The sequence below is a fragment of the Pseudomonas sp. LRF_L74 genome (genome assembly GCF_965644255.1).
Taxonomy (GTDB): Bacteria; Pseudomonadota; Gammaproteobacteria; order Pseudomonadales; family Pseudomonadaceae; genus Aquipseudomonas.
Genome location: NZ_CBFFRH010000002.1, coordinates 445,509 through 460,514, shown reverse-complemented (window position 1 = coordinate 460,514; position 15,006 = coordinate 445,509). Strand labels below are relative to the sequence as shown.

Annotated in this window: 15 protein-coding genes; 13 read left to right on the top strand and 2 right to left on the bottom strand. The window is 64.5% G+C overall.

The window, feature by feature from the left end; genetic code table 11:
* Positions 1 to 392 precede the first annotated feature (392 nt).
* Positions 393 to 1,316 (bottom strand): phenylacetic acid degradation operon negative regulatory protein PaaX, encoded by a 924-nt coding sequence (paaX, locus tag ACSZPK_RS06980; RefSeq protein WP_437880684.1) that lies wholly within the window; start codon positions 1,314 to 1,316, stop codon positions 393 to 395.
* A 65-nt stretch (positions 1,317 to 1,381) separates the two neighbouring features.
* On the bottom strand, positions 1,382 to 1,978 hold the full coding sequence (gene paaY, locus ACSZPK_RS06975; RefSeq protein WP_437880683.1) for a phenylacetic acid degradation protein PaaY: 597 nt from the start codon (positions 1,976 to 1,978) through the stop codon (positions 1,382 to 1,384).
* Between the two features lie 427 nt (positions 1,979 to 2,405).
* Between paaY and paaF the strand changes: the two genes are divergently transcribed.
* The 13 genes from paaF (at position 2,406) to ACSZPK_RS06910 (ending at position 14,992) form a co-directional block, all read left to right on the top strand.
* Positions 2,406 to 3,179: a 2,3-dehydroadipyl-CoA hydratase PaaF gene (paaF, locus tag ACSZPK_RS06970; protein ID WP_437880682.1), complete on the top strand. Its 774-nt coding sequence runs from the start codon at positions 2,406 to 2,408 to the stop codon at positions 3,177 to 3,179.
* Positions 3,180 to 3,213: 34 nt separating this feature from the next.
* Positions 3,214 to 4,005 (top strand): 2-(1,2-epoxy-1,2-dihydrophenyl)acetyl-CoA isomerase PaaG, encoded by a 792-nt coding sequence (gene paaG / locus ACSZPK_RS06965; RefSeq protein ID WP_437880681.1) that lies wholly within the window; start codon positions 3,214 to 3,216, stop codon positions 4,003 to 4,005.
* Positions 4,006 to 4,008: 3 nt separating this feature from the next.
* Positions 4,009 to 5,526 (top strand): 3-hydroxyacyl-CoA dehydrogenase PaaH, encoded by a 1,518-nt coding sequence (gene paaH, locus ACSZPK_RS06960; protein ID WP_437880680.1) that lies wholly within the window; start codon positions 4,009 to 4,011, stop codon positions 5,524 to 5,526.
* Positions 5,519 to 5,968: a hydroxyphenylacetyl-CoA thioesterase PaaI gene (gene paaI / locus ACSZPK_RS06955; RefSeq protein WP_437880679.1), complete on the top strand. Its 450-nt coding sequence runs from the start codon at positions 5,519 to 5,521 to the stop codon at positions 5,966 to 5,968. Before paaH ends, paaI begins: the two co-directional genes overlap by 8 nt.
* Positions 5,961 to 7,166, top strand: a complete 1,206-nt coding sequence (gene pcaF, locus ACSZPK_RS06950) for a 3-oxoadipyl-CoA thiolase (protein ID WP_437880678.1) — start codon at positions 5,961 to 5,963, stop codon at positions 7,164 to 7,166. The genes paaI and pcaF overlap by 8 nt, the downstream gene beginning before the upstream one ends.
* 96 nt (positions 7,167 to 7,262) lie before the next feature.
* A complete protein-coding gene (gene paaK / locus ACSZPK_RS06945; protein WP_437880677.1) occupies positions 7,263 to 8,570 on the top strand; it encodes a phenylacetate--CoA ligase PaaK in 1,308 nt (435 codons plus the stop codon).
* Between the two features lie 660 nt (positions 8,571 to 9,230).
* The gene (gene paaA, locus ACSZPK_RS06940; RefSeq protein WP_437880676.1) at positions 9,231 to 10,223 is read left to right on the top strand and encodes a 1,2-phenylacetyl-CoA epoxidase subunit PaaA; all 993 of its coding nucleotides are present in this window, start codon (positions 9,231 to 9,233) and stop codon (positions 10,221 to 10,223) included.
* 27 nt (positions 10,224 to 10,250) lie between these two features.
* Positions 10,251 to 10,532, top strand: coding sequence for a 1,2-phenylacetyl-CoA epoxidase subunit PaaB (gene paaB, locus ACSZPK_RS06935; RefSeq protein ID WP_437880675.1), 282 nt, complete (start codon positions 10,251 to 10,253; stop codon positions 10,530 to 10,532).
* A gap of 7 nt (positions 10,533 to 10,539) precedes the next feature.
* Positions 10,540 to 11,301, top strand: coding sequence for a 1,2-phenylacetyl-CoA epoxidase subunit PaaC (gene paaC, locus ACSZPK_RS06930; RefSeq protein ID WP_437880674.1), 762 nt, complete (start codon positions 10,540 to 10,542; stop codon positions 11,299 to 11,301).
* Positions 11,288 to 11,821: a 1,2-phenylacetyl-CoA epoxidase subunit PaaD gene (gene paaD, locus ACSZPK_RS06925; RefSeq protein ID WP_437880673.1), complete on the top strand. Its 534-nt coding sequence runs from the start codon at positions 11,288 to 11,290 to the stop codon at positions 11,819 to 11,821. Before paaC ends, paaD begins: the two co-directional genes overlap by 14 nt.
* 31 nt (positions 11,822 to 11,852) lie before the next feature.
* The gene (paaE, locus tag ACSZPK_RS06920; RefSeq protein ID WP_437880672.1) at positions 11,853 to 12,929 is read left to right on the top strand and encodes a 1,2-phenylacetyl-CoA epoxidase subunit PaaE; all 1,077 of its coding nucleotides are present in this window, start codon (positions 11,853 to 11,855) and stop codon (positions 12,927 to 12,929) included.
* 111 nt (positions 12,930 to 13,040) lie between these two features.
* Entirely contained in the window at positions 13,041 to 13,349 is a 309-nt protein-coding gene (locus tag ACSZPK_RS06915) for a DUF485 domain-containing protein (RefSeq protein WP_437880671.1), read from the top strand.
* Positions 13,346 to 14,992 (top strand): cation acetate symporter, encoded by a 1,647-nt coding sequence (locus ACSZPK_RS06910; protein WP_437880670.1) that lies wholly within the window; start codon positions 13,346 to 13,348, stop codon positions 14,990 to 14,992. The genes ACSZPK_RS06915 and ACSZPK_RS06910 overlap by 4 nt, the downstream gene beginning before the upstream one ends.
* Positions 14,993 to 15,006 lie beyond the last annotated feature (14 nt).

Genomic DNA, 15,006 nt, shown 5'->3' with positions numbered 1-15,006 from the left:
CCTCGCGTGGTTCTTGTTGTTATGAAGGGTCTTGCCTGTGAATCGTAGAAGGGGTCAGGGTCTGTTTCCGTTTCAGTTCGCATGGTGGCATCGAGGCGGGATCGGACGCTTCGGTATGCCGTCATTCCCGCGAAGGCGGGAAGCCAGATGCTTCGAGTCTTCTGGATTCCCGCCTTCGCGGGAATGACGGAGCCCAACTAATTCCGCTGCCTGGCCCCAGGACGTAGGGTGGACAATGCTCTTTTTGTCCACCATTGGCGACGCAAAGCGGTGGACAAGCTTCGCGTTGGCTGCGCGCCCCGGTCCACCCTACCAAAATAAACGTCCGCTTCTGCCTCAAAACTGCCTGCCAAAAACCTTTCCAGTGGTTTAGACGCTAGCGTCAGCAGGTCTTAGCGCAACCCTCCAAAGCGTTGATAGAAACTCTCTCCAACATTGGGCAACGGCCCGTCGGCGGTTTCCAGCGCTCCGTTCAACCATTCCTCGGCCTTGGCATAGACCAGGCGGTAGATATTGCGGCACAACTGGCGCGCGGCCCTGCCCTCCCAATCGCCAGGCAGCAGTTCGTCCGGCAATTGCGGGTCGCGCAGCAGCAGGCGACGGTATTCATGGACCAGCAATGTCCTCGCCAGGAAACAGTCCTCGGCGCGCAGGTTGTCCTGCTCGCGCAGCGCCTGCCACAACGGCCGGAACAGCTGGATGAACTCGCTGTAGTGGCGGCCGAGCTCGTCGATGTCCCAACTCTCGCGCACCTGCATGCGCAGGGCTTTCGAGGCCAGCACATCCTGGCCGCGGGTCTCGAACACGATGCTGTCTTCCAGCGCATCCAGGTCCTGCAACGTGGCATTCACGTCGGCCTTGTCGCAGCGCGGGTTGGCCAGCACGGTCGGGGCGATGGCGCCGAAGCCCAGCCATTCCAACTCCTCGCGCACCTGCTTGCGCTTCTCCGCCGACAGTTGCGACAGCACCACCAGGCACCAGGCGCCGTCCCAGGCCGGCACAGTGGCACTGTAGACGCGCTTGAAGGCCTTCTCGAAACGCCGCCGCCCGGTTCCGGTCAGGCTGTAGTAGCTGCGCCGGCCGACCTTCTCGGCACTGAGCCAGCCCTCCTTGGTCAGGCGGAAGATCGAGGTGCGGATCAACCGTTCGTTGATCCCCATGGGCTCCAGCAACTGGATCAGGCTGCCCAGCCAGACCGTGCCGCCATGAGGTTCGATGGCATCGCCATACAGGGTGATGATCAGCGAGCTGGCACGGATCGGCGTGCGCTCCTGGAAACGGGTGACGAGCTGGTTGAGTGGCGCGATAGGCGTCATGAGCGTTCCGGGCGGCGAAAATGATGCCGAATATAACCGCCCGCCCGGGATTGTCGCGAGCCTGGTCAACGAGCCGCATCCTTGGGCCGAAAGCCGCTGTCGCTGATTCGTGGTCGCTGCGCCTCGACCTCGGTCAGCGGTTCGCATGCCACCAGGCCTTGCGCGCAGCGTCGGGCGAGCACCTGGTACTCGTGGGTGCCCGCCTGCTTCCAGCTCACTTCGTCGTCACTGAGGCGGCGCTTGACCGCCGCCGGCGAGCCGAGCACCAGCGATTGCTCCTCGCACTCGAAACGGGCCTTGACGAAGGTGGTCGCGGCCACGAATGAACGGGCGCCGATTTTGGCGTAGTCCATCACCACCGCATTCATGCCCACCAGCACGTCTTCGCCGATCTGGCAGCCATGCAGCACCGCGCCGTGGCCGATATGGCCGTTGCGCGCGACTACCGTGTCGCTGTCCGGGAAGCCGTGCATCACGCAGGTGTCCTGGATATTGGCACCCTCCTCCAGGACGATGCGGCCGAAGTCGCCGCGCAAGCTGGCCAGCGGGCCGACATAGCAACCGGGGCCGATGATCACATCGCCGATCAGCACCGCACTGGGATGCACGTAGGCCGTGGGATGCACCACCGGCGTCACGCCATCGAGGCTGTAGCAGGTCATGGTGGGGTTCTCGTTCTTGTTGGAAATCGCAGCAGCCGGCCTATGAAAAACAAAGCGATGCCGTCATTGATATTTTTTGTATCACAAAAAACCGTATTGATGAAGAGGAAATTTCGTATCGGATGCCCAGCAAGGCGTGAGCGCGGGGATGAAGCGTGACGCGCCTGCGCGGGATTGCTTGAGCGCAGCGATACCCATCAACATGGCTGAAAACGGGACTCTGCCTGCCGGGCACCGTCGAAACCGAATCGATATGAATCATTCGGCCCTGATTCAGCAGCACACATATACAACACACTATTTTATTTTTTACGTTTTGTTTTGTATCGCTTAATGCTTATACTCGGCAAAAGCGCCGCTCCCCGACGAGCGCGACCTACAACAATCAGCGGCGTAGACGCCGCGCGTGCAGCCAGAGGAACGCCAGATGCCTCGTACCCTTGCCGTCCGTGCCCTTGATGCCGGCGTGCGCCTGATCACCTTGCAGCGCCCAGAGGCGCTGAACGCGCTCAATACCGAACTGCTGGGTGAACTGGTCGCCGAACTGGACAGCGCCGAGCGCGACGACGAAACCCGCGCCGTGGTCATCACCGGCAGCCGCAAAGCCTTCGCTGCCGGTGCCGATATCAAGGAAATGGCCGAGCGCGACCTGGTCGGCATCCTCAACGATCCACGCGTCGCCCACTGGCAACGCATCACCACCTTTTCCAAACCGCTGATCGCTGCCGTGGACGGTTTCTGCCTCGGCGGTGGCTGCGAACTGGCGATGCATGCCGACATCATCATCGCCGGCGAAGACGCCCGCTTCGGCCAGCCGGAAATCAACCTCGGCATCATGCCCGGCGCCGGTGGCACCCAGCGCCTGCTGCGTGCGGTGGGCAAATCCCTGGCCATGCAGATGGTCCTGAGCGGCCAGCAGATCGACGCCCGCCATGCCCTGCGTGCCGGCCTGGTCAGCGAAGTGACCCAACCGGAGTTCACCGTCGAACGCGCCGTGGAGATCGCCCGCAGCATCGCCGAGAAAGCGCCGCTGGCCGTACGCCTGGCCAAGGAAGCGCTGCTCAAGGCCCAGGACACCGACCTCGCCAGCGGCCTGCGCTTCGAGCGCCACGCCTTCACCGTGCTGGCCGGCACCGCCGACCGCAACGAAGGCATCCAGGCCTTCCAGGAAAAACGCCGCGCCGACTTCACCGGCCAGTAACGATTCCTCATTTATAAGAAAGAGAGCGCAAGTCATGGACTTCCAGCACATCCTGTTTTCCATCGAGGACGGCGTCGCCCTTCTCAGCCTCAACCGCCCGGAGCAACTGAACAGCTTCAACGCGGCCATGCACGGCGAGGTGCGCGAGGCGCTCAAGCAGATCCGCCAGAGCGCCGAGGTGCGCGTCTTGCTGCTGACCGGTGAAGGTCGCGGCTTCTGTGCCGGCCAGGACCTGTCCGACCGCAACGTCGCGCCAGGCGCGCAAATGCCCGACCTCGGCCTGTCCATCGAGAAATTCTACAACCCGCTGATCCGCAGCCTGCGCGACCTGCCGCTGCCAGTGATCTGCGCGGTCAATGGCGTCGCCGCCGGTGCCGGCGCCAACATTCCGCTGGCCTGCGACCTGGTGCTCGCAGCCCGTTCCGCCAGTTTCATCCAGGCGTTCTGCAAGATCGGCCTGATCCCGGACTCCGGCGGCACCTGGAGCCTGCCACGCCTGATCGGCCCGGCTCGCGCCAAGGCCCTGGCCCTGCTCGGCGAACGCCTGAGCGCGGAACAGGCCGAGCAATGGGGGCTGATCTACCGCGTGGTCGACGATGCCGCGCTGCGCGACGAAGCGCTCAAGCTGGCCCGCCATCTCGCCACCCAGCCGACCTACGGCCTGGCGCTGATCAAGCGCGCCTTCAACGCCAGCGCCCACAACAGCTTCGACGAACAGCTGGAGCTGGAACGTGACCTGCAACGCCTGGCCGGGCGCAGCGAGGATTACCGCGAAGGCGTGGCCGCGTTCATGGCCAAGCGCACACCTGCATTCAAAGGACGCTGAAACATGAGCGCCTTGCCCACAGACAAGATCGTCGCGGTGATCGGCGCCGGCGCCATGGGCGCCGGGATCGCCCAGGTCGCCGCCCAGGCCGGCCATCCGGTCAAGCTCTACGACACCCGCCCGGAAGCGGCCGCCCAGGCCATCGCCGGCATCGACAAGCAGCTCGGCAAACTGGTCGACAAAGGCAAGCTTAGCGCCGAGGCCCGCAGCGCCACAGTAGCGCGCCTGCAACCGGCCGACAGCCTTGAAGCGCTGGCCGATTCGGCGCTGGTGATCGAAGCCATCGTCGAGAGACTCGACGCGAAACGTGATGTGCTGGCCCAACTGGAAGCCATCTGCGCCGCCGACTGCATCCTCGCCAGCAACACCTCGTCACTGTCGATCACCAGCCTGACCGCCGGCCTGAAGCATCCCGAGCGGGTGCTCGGCCTGCACTTCTTCAACCCGGCGCCGCTGATGGCCCTGGTGGAGATCGTCTCCGGCCTGGCCAGTGACGCCACGCTCGCCGACTGCCTGTACGCCACGGCCCTGTCCTGGGGCAAGAAGCCGGTGCACACCCGCTCGACGCCGGGCTTCATCGTCAACCGGGTAGCGCGTCCGTTCTACGCCGAAAGCCTGCGCCTGTTGCAGGAAGGTGCTGCCGATTGCGCCACCCTCGACGCCCTTATGCGTGAAGCTGGCGGCTTTCGCATGGGCGCCTTCGAACTCACCGACCTGATCGGCCATGACGTCAACTACGCGGTGACCTGTTCGGTGTTCGATGCCTACTACGGCGACTTCCGTTTCCAGCCGTCGCTGATCCAGAAAGAACTGGTCGATGCCGGCCGCCTAGGGCGCAAGAGCGGCCAGGGTTTCTACAGCTATGGCGAAGGCGCCGAGCGTCCGCAACCACAGGAAACCAGCAGCAGCGCCGGCGTCAGCCACTGCGTGGTCGAAGGTGACCTGGGCATCGCCAACCCGCTGATCCAGCGCCTACAGCAGAACGGCGTACAGGTCATCCAGCGCGATGGCACCGGCCTGCTGCGCGTCGGCGACGCCACATTGGCACTGAGCGATGGGCGCCTGGCCAGCCAGCGCGCCCTCGACGACGGCCTGAGCAACCTGCTGCTGTTCGACCTGGCGCTCGATTTCGCTCGCGCCGAACGCATCGCCATCAGCGCCGCCCACGGCAGCAGCGAGCAAGCCGTGCAAGACGCGGTCGCCCTGCTGCAACGCGCCGGCCTCAAGGTCAGCCAGCTCTCCGATACGCCTGGCCTGGCCGTGCTGCGCACCGTCGCCATGCTCGCCAACGAAGGCGCCGACGCCCTGCTGCACGGTGTGGCCAACGCCCACGACATCGACCTGGCCATGTGCGCCGGGGTCAATTACCCGCGCGGGCCACTGGCCTGGGCCGATGCCATTGGCCTCGAGCATGTGCTGAAGACCCTGGACAACCTGCAGGCGGTCTACGGCGAAAGCCGCTACCGACCGTCGCTGCTGCTGCGCCGCCGCGCGGCCGAAAGGAGGAACCTGCATGACTGACACGGCCGCCCAGCGCCTGGCCGAAGCCTGCGCCAGCACCCTGTACGAACGCGACACCGCCAGCCGCGCCCTGGGCATGCAACTGCTCTCGGTAGCCCCTGGCAAAGCCACCCTGTCGATGCCGGTACGCGCCGACATGCTGCAAGGCGTCGGCACCTGCCACGGCGGCTACCTGTTCGCCCTGGCCGATTCGGCCTTCGCCTTCGCCTGCAACACCTACGACCGCATCACCGTCGCCATCGGTTGCAGCATCGACTACGTGGCGCCCGGCCACGCAGGCGACCTGCTGACCGCTACGGCCATCGAGCAGAGCCGCAGCGGTCGCACCGGCAACTACGACGTACGCATCGAAAACCAGCAGGGCCAGTTGATCGCCCTGTTCCACGGCAAGTCCTATCAGGTGCGTGGCACCTTGCTCGACCAGGAGACCCCCAATGAATGACGCCCTGATCATCGACGCGATCCGTACGCCCATCGGGCGCTACGCTGGCGCCCTGTCCGGCGTGCGTGCCGACGACCTCGGTGCGGTGCCGATCCGCGCCCTGCTGCAACGCCATCCGCAACTGGACTGGAGCGCCATCGACGATGTGATCTACGGCTGCGCCAACCAGGCCGGCGAAGATAACCGCAACGTCGCGCGCATGGCCGGCCTGCTCGCCGGCCTGCCGGTCAGCGTGCCCGGCACCACCCTCAATCGCCTGTGCGGCTCCGGCCTGGATGCGGTCGGCAGCGCAGCACGAGCAATTCGTGCGGGCGAGGCTGGATTGATGATCGCCGGCGGCGTCGAATCCATGTCCCGCGCGCCCTTCGTCATGGGCAAGTCCGAGCAGGCCTTTGGCCGCAGCGCGGAGATATTCGATACCACTATCGGCTGGCGCTTCGTCAATAAACTGATGCAGAAACAGTTCGGCATCGACTCCATGCCGGAGACCGCCGAGAACGTCGCCGAGCAGTTCGACATCTCCCGCGCCGACCAGGATGCCTTCGCCCTGCGCAGCCAACAGAAGACCGCGGCCGCCCAGGCCAGCGGTCGCCTGGCGCAAGAGATCGTGCCGGTCGAAATCCCCCAGCGCAAAGGCCCGCCCAAGCTGGTCGAGCAGGACGAACATCCGCGCGCCGACACCACCCTCGAACAACTGGCCAGGCTCGGTACGCCGTTCCGCGAAGGCGGCAGCGTCACCGCCGGCAACGCCTCGGGGGTCAACGACGGCGCCTGCGCCCTGCTCCTGGCCAGCCCGCAAGCCGCCGCCCGCTTTGGCCTCAAGGCCCGCGCACGGGTGGTGGCGATGGCCAGCGCCGGCGTCGAGCCACGGATCATGGGCATCGGCCCGGTGCCGGCCACGCGCAAGGTGCTGGAGCTGGCCAACCTGTCGCTGGCCGACATGGACGTGATCGAACTCAACGAAGCCTTCGCCGCCCAGGGCCTGGCCGTGTTGCGTGAACTCGGCCTGGCCGACGATGACGCGCGGGTCAACCCCAACGGCGGCGCCATCGCCCTCGGCCATCCGCTGGGCATGAGCGGCGCCCGCCTGGTCACCACCGCCCTGCACGAGCTGGAACTGCGCCAGGGCCGCTACGCGCTGTGCACCATGTGCATCGGCGTCGGCCAGGGCATCGCCCTGATCATCGAAAGAGTCTGATACCTAGAGATAGATGCAAAGAACAGGGCGAGGAGTATCCTCGCTGCAGCACTCAGAGGCACTGACCTCGAACAAGAACAATTTGAGTGAACGACCATGACCGCAAACACCGCCTTGCTTGACCCGATGGAAACCGCCAGCGTCGACGAACTGCGCCAGCACCAGCTGGATCGCCTGCGCTGGAGCCTGAAACACGCCTACGACAACGTGCCGCTGTACCGCCAGCGCTTCGACGAGCTGGGCGTACACCCGGACGACCTCAAGCGCCTGGAAGACCTGAGCAAATTCCCCTTCACCGGCAAGAACGACCTGCGCGACAACTACCCCTACGGCATGTTCGCCGTGCCGCAGAGCGAGGTCGTACGCCTGCATGCTTCCAGCGGCACCACCGGCAAGCCGACGGTGGTCGGCTACACGCAGAACGATATCGACACCTGGGCCAACGTGGTCGCCCGCTCGATCCGCGCAGCCGGTGGCCGGCGTGGCGACAAGGTGCATGTGTCCTACGGCTACGGCCTGTTCACCGGCGGCCTCGGCGCCCACTACGGCGCGGAGCGCCTGGGTTGCACGGTGATCCCGATGTCCGGCGGCCAGACCGAGAAACAAGTGCAGCTGATCCGCGACTTCCAGCCGGACATCATCATGGTCACGCCGTCCTACATGCTCAACCTGGCCGACGAGATCGAGCGCCAGGGCATCGACCCGCATAGCCTGAAGCTGCGCCTGGGCATCTTCGGCGCCGAGCCCTGGACCCAGGAACTGCGCGACGCCATCGAGGAACGCATGGGCATCACCGCCCTCGACATCTACGGCCTGTCGGAAATCATGGGCCCTGGCGTAGCCATGGAGTGCGCCGAGAGCAAGGACGGCCCGACCGTCTGGGAAGACCACTTCTACCCCGAGATCATCGACCCGGCGACCGGCGAGGTGCTGCCGGATGGCGAGATGGGCGAGCTGGTGTTTACCTCGCTGTCCAAGGAAGCGCTGCCGATGATCCGCTACCGCACCCGCGACCTCACCCGCCTGCTGCCGGGCACCGCGCGACCGATGCGACGCATCGACAAGATCACCGGGCGCAGCGACGACATGCTGATCATCCGCGGGGTCAACGTGTTTCCGACGCAGATCGAAGAACAGATCCTCAAGATCAAGCAGCTTGCCGAAGTCTACGAACTGCACCTGCACCGCAACGGCAACCTGGACAGCATCGACGTCCACGTCGAACTCAAGCACGGCCTGGAAGACCTCGAAGCGACCCAGCAGAAGCGGGTGGCGGATGAGCTGGGCAAGCAGATCAAGACCCACATCGGCATCAGTTCGCGGGTATTGATCCAGCCGTTCCATGCGCTCAAGCGCTCCGAGGGCAAGGCGTGCCACGTGTTCGACAATCGTCCGCGCGCATAAGCGTTTTTGCGCGGTACCGAAGCCCCGCATGTGCGGGGCTTTTTTGTGGGTGAGGATTTGTGTCGCGCCCTACGCGGGCTGCACATCCGTCTCCCAAAGGGATCGTAGGGTGGACAACGCGAAGCTTGTCCACCAACGCAAAGCATCATTCAGCTTCAAGCCTGAGTGGTCACCAGATGCATTTGGCGCTGCGGTGGACAAGCTTCGCGTTGTCCACCCTACAACTGCGCGTCCCGGTCCACCCACAACAGCACCGAGGCACCGCATATGCGAGGGCTTCTTCATGGATGAGGATTTGTTAAGCGCCCCCACCTTATGCGGCCCGCCATACCCCCCCACACATGAAGCCCTCACCCCGAGCTGTATCGCTTCACGAAAATAAAAAACAGTAATAGCTACCTAAAAAGAACAAAGCCGTATCACTTTACGTCTTTACTCGAAAGCCCTCCACCCAACCCAATCTCTCTGCCTAAAGCCTATATATCCCAGTAAATCAGCCGATACAGCCCTCCTTCTGAAAACCACTCTCACCTACACCTCAAAGCGATACAAAAAACAAACACAACACACTATTTTTAGTTTGATATTTATTTATGTATCGCTTAAAAATACACCCACGGCCCAAGCCCATCCCAATAATCAGAACGCTGGAGGCACAGCATGTACGCACAACTCGTCGAGACCGGCGTCAAGCGCATCAAGTCGCTGGACGAAATGTCCCCTGAGGAGCGCGCTTTCCAGGAAAAGATCGACGCCGAAATCAAGATCGAAGCGAAGAACTGGATGCCGGACGCCTACCGGCAGACCCTGATCCGGCAGATTTCCCAGCACGCCCACTCCGAAATCGTCGGCATGCTGCCCGAAGGCAACTGGGTGACCCGCGCCCCGAGCCTGAAGCGCAAGCTGCAACTGATGGCGAAGATCCAGGACGAAGCCGGCCACGGCCTGTACCTGTACAGCGCCATGGAAACCCTCGGCGCCGACCGTGACGAAGAGATCGCCAAGCTGCACAGCGGCAAGGCCAAGTATTCGAGCATCTTCAATTACCCGACCCTGAGCTGGGCCGACATGGGTGCCGTGGGCTGGCTGGTCGATGGCGCCGCCATCGTCAACCAGGTGGTGCTGCAGCGCACCTCCTACGGCCCTTACTCGCGGGCGATGATCCGCATCTGCAAGGAAGAAAGCTTCCACCAGCGCCAGGGCTACGAAATCCTCCTGACCATGATGCGCCACGGCACCCAGGCGCAGAAGGACATGGTCCAGGACGCGATCAACCGCCTGTGGTGGCCGTCGCTGATGATGTTCGGCCCGAGCGATGCCGACTCGCCGAACAGCGCCCAGTCCATGGCCTGGAAGATCAAGCGCCAGAGCAACGACGAGCTGCGCCAGCGCTTCGTCGACCATACCGTGCCGCAGCTCGAACTGCTCGGCTGCACCGCCCCTGACCCGGACCTGAAGTGGAACGAGGAGCGCGGCCACTACGACTTCGGCGAGATCCAGTGGGCCGAATTCTACGAAGTGCTCAAGGGCAACGGCCCGTGCAACCAGGAACGCGTCGCCACCCGCCGCAAGGCCATCGAGGACGGCGCCTGGGTACGTGAGGCCGCCGTGGCCTACGCAAAAAAACAACAAGCCAAGCGCAACGCCGCCTGAGCAAAAAGCTGATCTGGAGATAACGCCATGTCCGAGTGGACCCTCTACGAAGTGTTCGTGCGCAGCAAGCACGGCCTCAATCACAAACACGTCGGCAGCGTGCATGCCGCCGACTCCGCCATGGCCATCGAGAACGCCCGCGAGCTGTACACCCGCCGCAGTGAAGGCGTGAGCCTGTGGGTGGTGCCGTCGGCGCTGATCGTCGCCTCCTCCCCGGACGAGAAAGACCCGCTGTTCGCGCCTTCCGACGACAAGGTCTACCGCCACGCCAGCTTCTACGAACTGCCCGACGAAGTCGGACACATGTGAGGTCGCCATGCACAAGCACGAAGACCTCATCCAATACCTGCTGCTGCTCGGCGACAGCGCCCTGATCCAGGGCCAGCGCCTGTGCGAGTGGTGCGGCAAGGCGCCGGCCCTCGAAGAGGAACTGGCGCTGATGAACGTCGGCCTCGACCTGGTCGGCCAGGCACGCAACTGGCTGGAATACGCCGCCGAGTTGCTGGCCGACGGGCGCAGCGCCGATGACCTGGCGTTCCGCCGCGACGAGCGCGCATTTCGCAACCTGTTGCTGGTCGAGCAGCCCAACGGCGACTTCGCCATGACCATGACCAAGCAGTTTCTCTACGACGCCTGGCACTTCCAGGTACTCGAAGGGCTGTGCGCCTCCAGCGACGAGCGTATCGCCGGGATCGCCGCCAAGGCACTCAAGGAAGTCACCTATCACCTGCGTCGCTCCAGCGAGTGGGTGCAACGCCTGGGCGACGGCACCGAGGAAAGCCGCCGGCGCATGCTCGCAGCGATTCCCACCCTGTGGCGCTTCACCGTCGAACTGGCCGCTGGCAGCGATGGCGAGAAAGCCCTGGCCGCCGCTGGCATCGCCGCCGATCCGGCCCAGGTCGCCAGCGCCTGGCTGAAACAGGTGGAAAGCCTCTTCGCTTCGGTCGACCTACCTGTGCCGCCCGCCGCCCACTACTTCTACCTCAGTGGCCGCACCGGCATGCACACCGAGCACCTCGGCATCCTGCTGGCCGAAATGCAATTCCTGCCACGGGCCTATCCCGATGCGACCTGGTGAGCTGATCGCCAGCGACCGTGGCGCCCGCGCCGGCCAGGCCGACGACCTGGCACGTGCCTGGTCGGTACTGGAACAGGTGATGGACCCGGAGGTGCCGGTGGTCAGCGTGGTCGACCTCGGTATCGTGCGCGACCTCGACTGGCAGGCCGGTCACTTGCATCTGGTGGTTACGCCGACCTACTCGGGCTGCCCGGCCACCGAGGTGATCGAGGGCGACATCCGCCAGGCGCTGGAACAGGCCGGTTTCGCCGAGCCACAGTTGGAACGGCGCCTGACCCCGGCGTGGAACACCGACTGGATCAGCGACCTCGGCCGCGAGCGCCTGCGCGCCTATGGCATCGCTCCGCCAGTGGGCAGTAGCAGCAAGCGCAGCCTGCTTGGCGAAAGCCCGCAGGTGCTCTGCCCGCAATGCGGCAGCGTGCACACCGAATTGCTCAGCCAGTTCGGCTCGACGGCCTGCAAGGCGCTGTACCGGTGCCGCGAGTGCCTGGAGCCCTTCGACTATTTCAAATGCATCTGAGCGCGCCGCGCCGTGCAGCGGGAGAACAACAATGAGCCACTTTCACAGCCTGACGATCAAGGAAGTCCGCAAGGAAACCCGCGACGCCGTGTCCATCGCGTTCGACGTGCCAGCGGAACTGCAGGACGACTTCCGTTTCACCCAGGGCCAGTACCTGGTGATGCGCACCCAGCTGGATGACGAGGAAGTGCGCCGCTCCTACTCGATCTGCAGCGGTGTGCAGGAAGGCGAGCTGCGCGTGGCGATCAAGCGGGTGCCGGGCGGACGTTTCTCGGCCTATGCCAACGAAGTGCTCAAGGCCGGCCAGCAGCTGGAAGTCATGCCGCCTGCGGGCAGCTTCTACGTGCCGCTCGACCCGAACCGCCATGGTCATTACCTGGGCGTGGCCGCCGGCAGCGGTATCACACCGATCCTGTCGATCATCACCAGCACCCTGGAACGCGAGCCGAACAGCCGCTTCACCCTGCTCTACGGCAACCGTTCCAGCTCCGGCGCGCTGTTTCGCGACAAGCTCGAAGACCTGAAGAACCGCTACCTGCAACGCCTCAACCTGATCTTCGTGTTCAGCCGCGAGCAGCAGGACGTCGACCTCTACAACGGCCGCATCGACGCCGACAAATGCGGCCAGTTGTTCAGCCGCTGGATCGACGTCAAGTCGCTGGAGGCCGCGTTCATCTGCGGCCCCCAGGCGATGACCGAAACCGTGCGCGACCAGCTCAAGGCCAATGGCATGACCGCCGAGCGCATCCACTTCGAACTGTTCGCCGCTGCCGGCAGCAACGAGAAGCGTGAAGCACGCCAGGCCGCCGCCGCGCTGGACAGCGCCAGCAGCCAGATCACCGTGATCAGCGACGGCCGCGAACTGTCCTTCGACCTGCCACGCAATACCCAGAGCGTACTGGATGCGGGCAACGCCATCGGCGCCGAGCTGCCCTACTCGTGCAAGGCCGGCGTGTGCTCGACCTGCAAATGCAAGGTGGTGTCCGGCGAGGTGGAGATGGACAGCAACCACGCCCTGGAAGACTACGAAGTGGCCGCCGGCTATGTGTTGTCCTGCCAGGCGTTCCCGATCAGCGACAAGGTGGTGCTCGACTTCGACCAGCTTTGAGCCCAGCCAACGCGTTTTTGGTGGGCCGCAAGGCCCGCCCGTATACCTGCGACACCCTTGCAATGCCCCGGCAACACCGTCTCGACAATCACAATAAAGAGAGAGCAGCCAATGACCCCGCAAGACCTCGAGCACTTACGGCAACACCCTGACTTCATCCAGCTGGTGCGGCGCAAGCAGCGCCTGACCTGGACCCTGACCCTGTGCATGCTGGCGATCTATTTCGGCTTCGTGCTGGTCATGGCCTTCGCCCCGCATGTGCTGGCCCGCCCCATCGGAGACGGCGTTACCAGCGTCGGCATTCCGGTGGTGGTGGCAGTGATCGTGCTGTCCTTCCTGCTCACCGCCATCTACGTGCGCCGGACCAACAAGCTGCTCGACCCGCTGGCGGCGAAACTGCTGCAGGAGACCCGCCCATGAGAGCGACCAGCCTCCTCGCACTCGCTGCCGGCCTGCTTGCCAGCGCCAGCGTATTTGCCGCCGACAGTGCTGCCCGCCCCTTGAACTGGCACGCCATCGGCATGTTCCTGGTGTTCGTCGCCTTCACCCTCGGCATCACCCGCTGGGCCGCCACGCGCACCCGCTCGGCGAGTGATTTCTATACCGCTGGCGGCGGCATCAGCGGCCTGCAGAATGGCCTGGCGATTGCTGGCGACATGATCAGCGCGGCGTCCTTCCTCGGCATCTCGGCGATGATCTTCATGGCCGGTTTCGATGGCCTGCTCTACTCCCTGGGCATCGTCGCGGCCTGGCCGATCATCCTGTTCCTGATCGCTGAACGCCTGCGCAACCTCGGCAAGTACACCTTCGCCGACGTGGTCTCCTACCGCCTGGAGCAGACGCCAATCCGCATCACCGCCGCCCTCGGCACGCTGATCGTGGCGCTGATGTACCTGATGGCGCAGATGGTCGGCGCCGGCAAGCTGATCGAGCTGCTGTTCGGCATCAGCTACCTGCAATCGGTGATGCTGGTCGGTGTGCTGATCGTCTGCTACGTGACCTTCGGCGGCATGCTCGCCACCACCTGGGTGCAGATCATCAAGGCGGTGATGCTGCTCTCCGGCGCGACCTTCATGGCCTACATGGTGCTGCGCCACTTCAACTTCAGCACCGAGGCGATGTTCGCCGGCGCGGCTGCGGTACACGCCAAGGGCACCTCGATCATGGCCCCTGGTGGTTTGCTGGCCGATCCCATCGACACCATTTCCCTGGCGGTAGGCATGATGTTCGGCACCGCCGGCCTGCCGCACATCCTCATGCGCTTCTTCACCGTGAAAGACGCCAGCGAGGCGCGCAAGAGCGTGCTCTACGCCACCGGTTTCATCGGTTATTTCTACCTGCTGCTGATCGCCATCGGCTTCGGCGCCATCGTCATGGTCGGCACCGACCCGGCGTTCCGCGACGCTGCCGGCGCGATCATCGGCGGTGGCAACATGGTCGCCGTGCACTTGTCCCACGCCGTCGGCGGCAGCCTGTTCCTCGGCTTCATCTCGGCGGTGGCCTTCGCCACCATCCTCGCCGTGGTCGCCGGCCTGGCGTTGTCCGGCGCCTCGGCAGTGGCCCACGACCTGTATGCCTGCGTGATCCGCAAAGGCCAGGCCACCGAGAAGGAGGAAATGCGCATGTCGCGTATCGCCACCCTGGTCATCGGTGTGTTGGCGGTGATCCTCGGCATTCTCTTCGAGTCGCAGAACATCGCCTTCCTCTCCGGCCTGGTGCTGGCCATCGCCGCCTCGGTCAACTTCCCGGTGCTGTTCCTCTCCATGTTCTGGAAAGGCCTGACCACCCGTGGCGCGGTGGCCGGCAGCCTGATCGGCCTGGTTTCGGCCGTGGTCCTGCTGGTACTGAGCCCGGTGGTATGGGTCAAGGTCCTGGGCAACCAGAGCGCGCTGTTCCCCTGGTCCAACCCGGCGCTGTTCTCCATGACCGCCGCCTTCCTTGGCGCATGGGCGTTCTCGGTGACCGATCGCTCGGCTCGTGCCGCCAGCGAACGCGGCCGTTACCTGGCCCAGTTCATCCGCTCCATGACCGGTCTCGGCGCAGCTGCCGCCAGCCGCCACTAAATTCACACGGAAAA

Coding starts and splice junctions, on each gene's coding strand:
- paaX (WP_437880684.1), bottom strand. CDS start 1,316: ATGACGCCTATCGCGCCACTCAACCAGCTCGTCACCCGTTTCCAGGAG.
- paaY (WP_437880683.1), bottom strand. CDS start 1,978: ATGACCTGCTACAGCCTCGATGGCGTGACGCCGGTGGTGCATCCCACG.
- paaF (WP_437880682.1), top strand. CDS start 2,406: ATGCCTCGTACCCTTGCCGTCCGTGCCCTTGATGCCGGCGTGCGCCTG.
- paaG (WP_437880681.1), top strand. CDS start 3,214: ATGGACTTCCAGCACATCCTGTTTTCCATCGAGGACGGCGTCGCCCTT.
- paaH (WP_437880680.1), top strand. CDS start 4,009: ATGAGCGCCTTGCCCACAGACAAGATCGTCGCGGTGATCGGCGCCGGC.
- paaI (WP_437880679.1), top strand. CDS start 5,519: ATGACTGACACGGCCGCCCAGCGCCTGGCCGAAGCCTGCGCCAGCACC.
- pcaF (WP_437880678.1), top strand. CDS start 5,961: ATGAATGACGCCCTGATCATCGACGCGATCCGTACGCCCATCGGGCGC.
- paaK (WP_437880677.1), top strand. CDS start 7,263: ATGACCGCAAACACCGCCTTGCTTGACCCGATGGAAACCGCCAGCGTC.
- paaA (WP_437880676.1), top strand. CDS start 9,231: ATGTACGCACAACTCGTCGAGACCGGCGTCAAGCGCATCAAGTCGCTG.
- paaB (WP_437880675.1), top strand. CDS start 10,251: ATGTCCGAGTGGACCCTCTACGAAGTGTTCGTGCGCAGCAAGCACGGC.
- paaC (WP_437880674.1), top strand. CDS start 10,540: ATGCACAAGCACGAAGACCTCATCCAATACCTGCTGCTGCTCGGCGAC.
- paaD (WP_437880673.1), top strand. CDS start 11,288: ATGCGACCTGGTGAGCTGATCGCCAGCGACCGTGGCGCCCGCGCCGGC.
- paaE (WP_437880672.1), top strand. CDS start 11,853: ATGAGCCACTTTCACAGCCTGACGATCAAGGAAGTCCGCAAGGAAACC.
- ACSZPK_RS06915 (WP_437880671.1), top strand. CDS start 13,041: ATGACCCCGCAAGACCTCGAGCACTTACGGCAACACCCTGACTTCATC.
- ACSZPK_RS06910 (WP_437880670.1), top strand. CDS start 13,346: ATGAGAGCGACCAGCCTCCTCGCACTCGCTGCCGGCCTGCTTGCCAGC.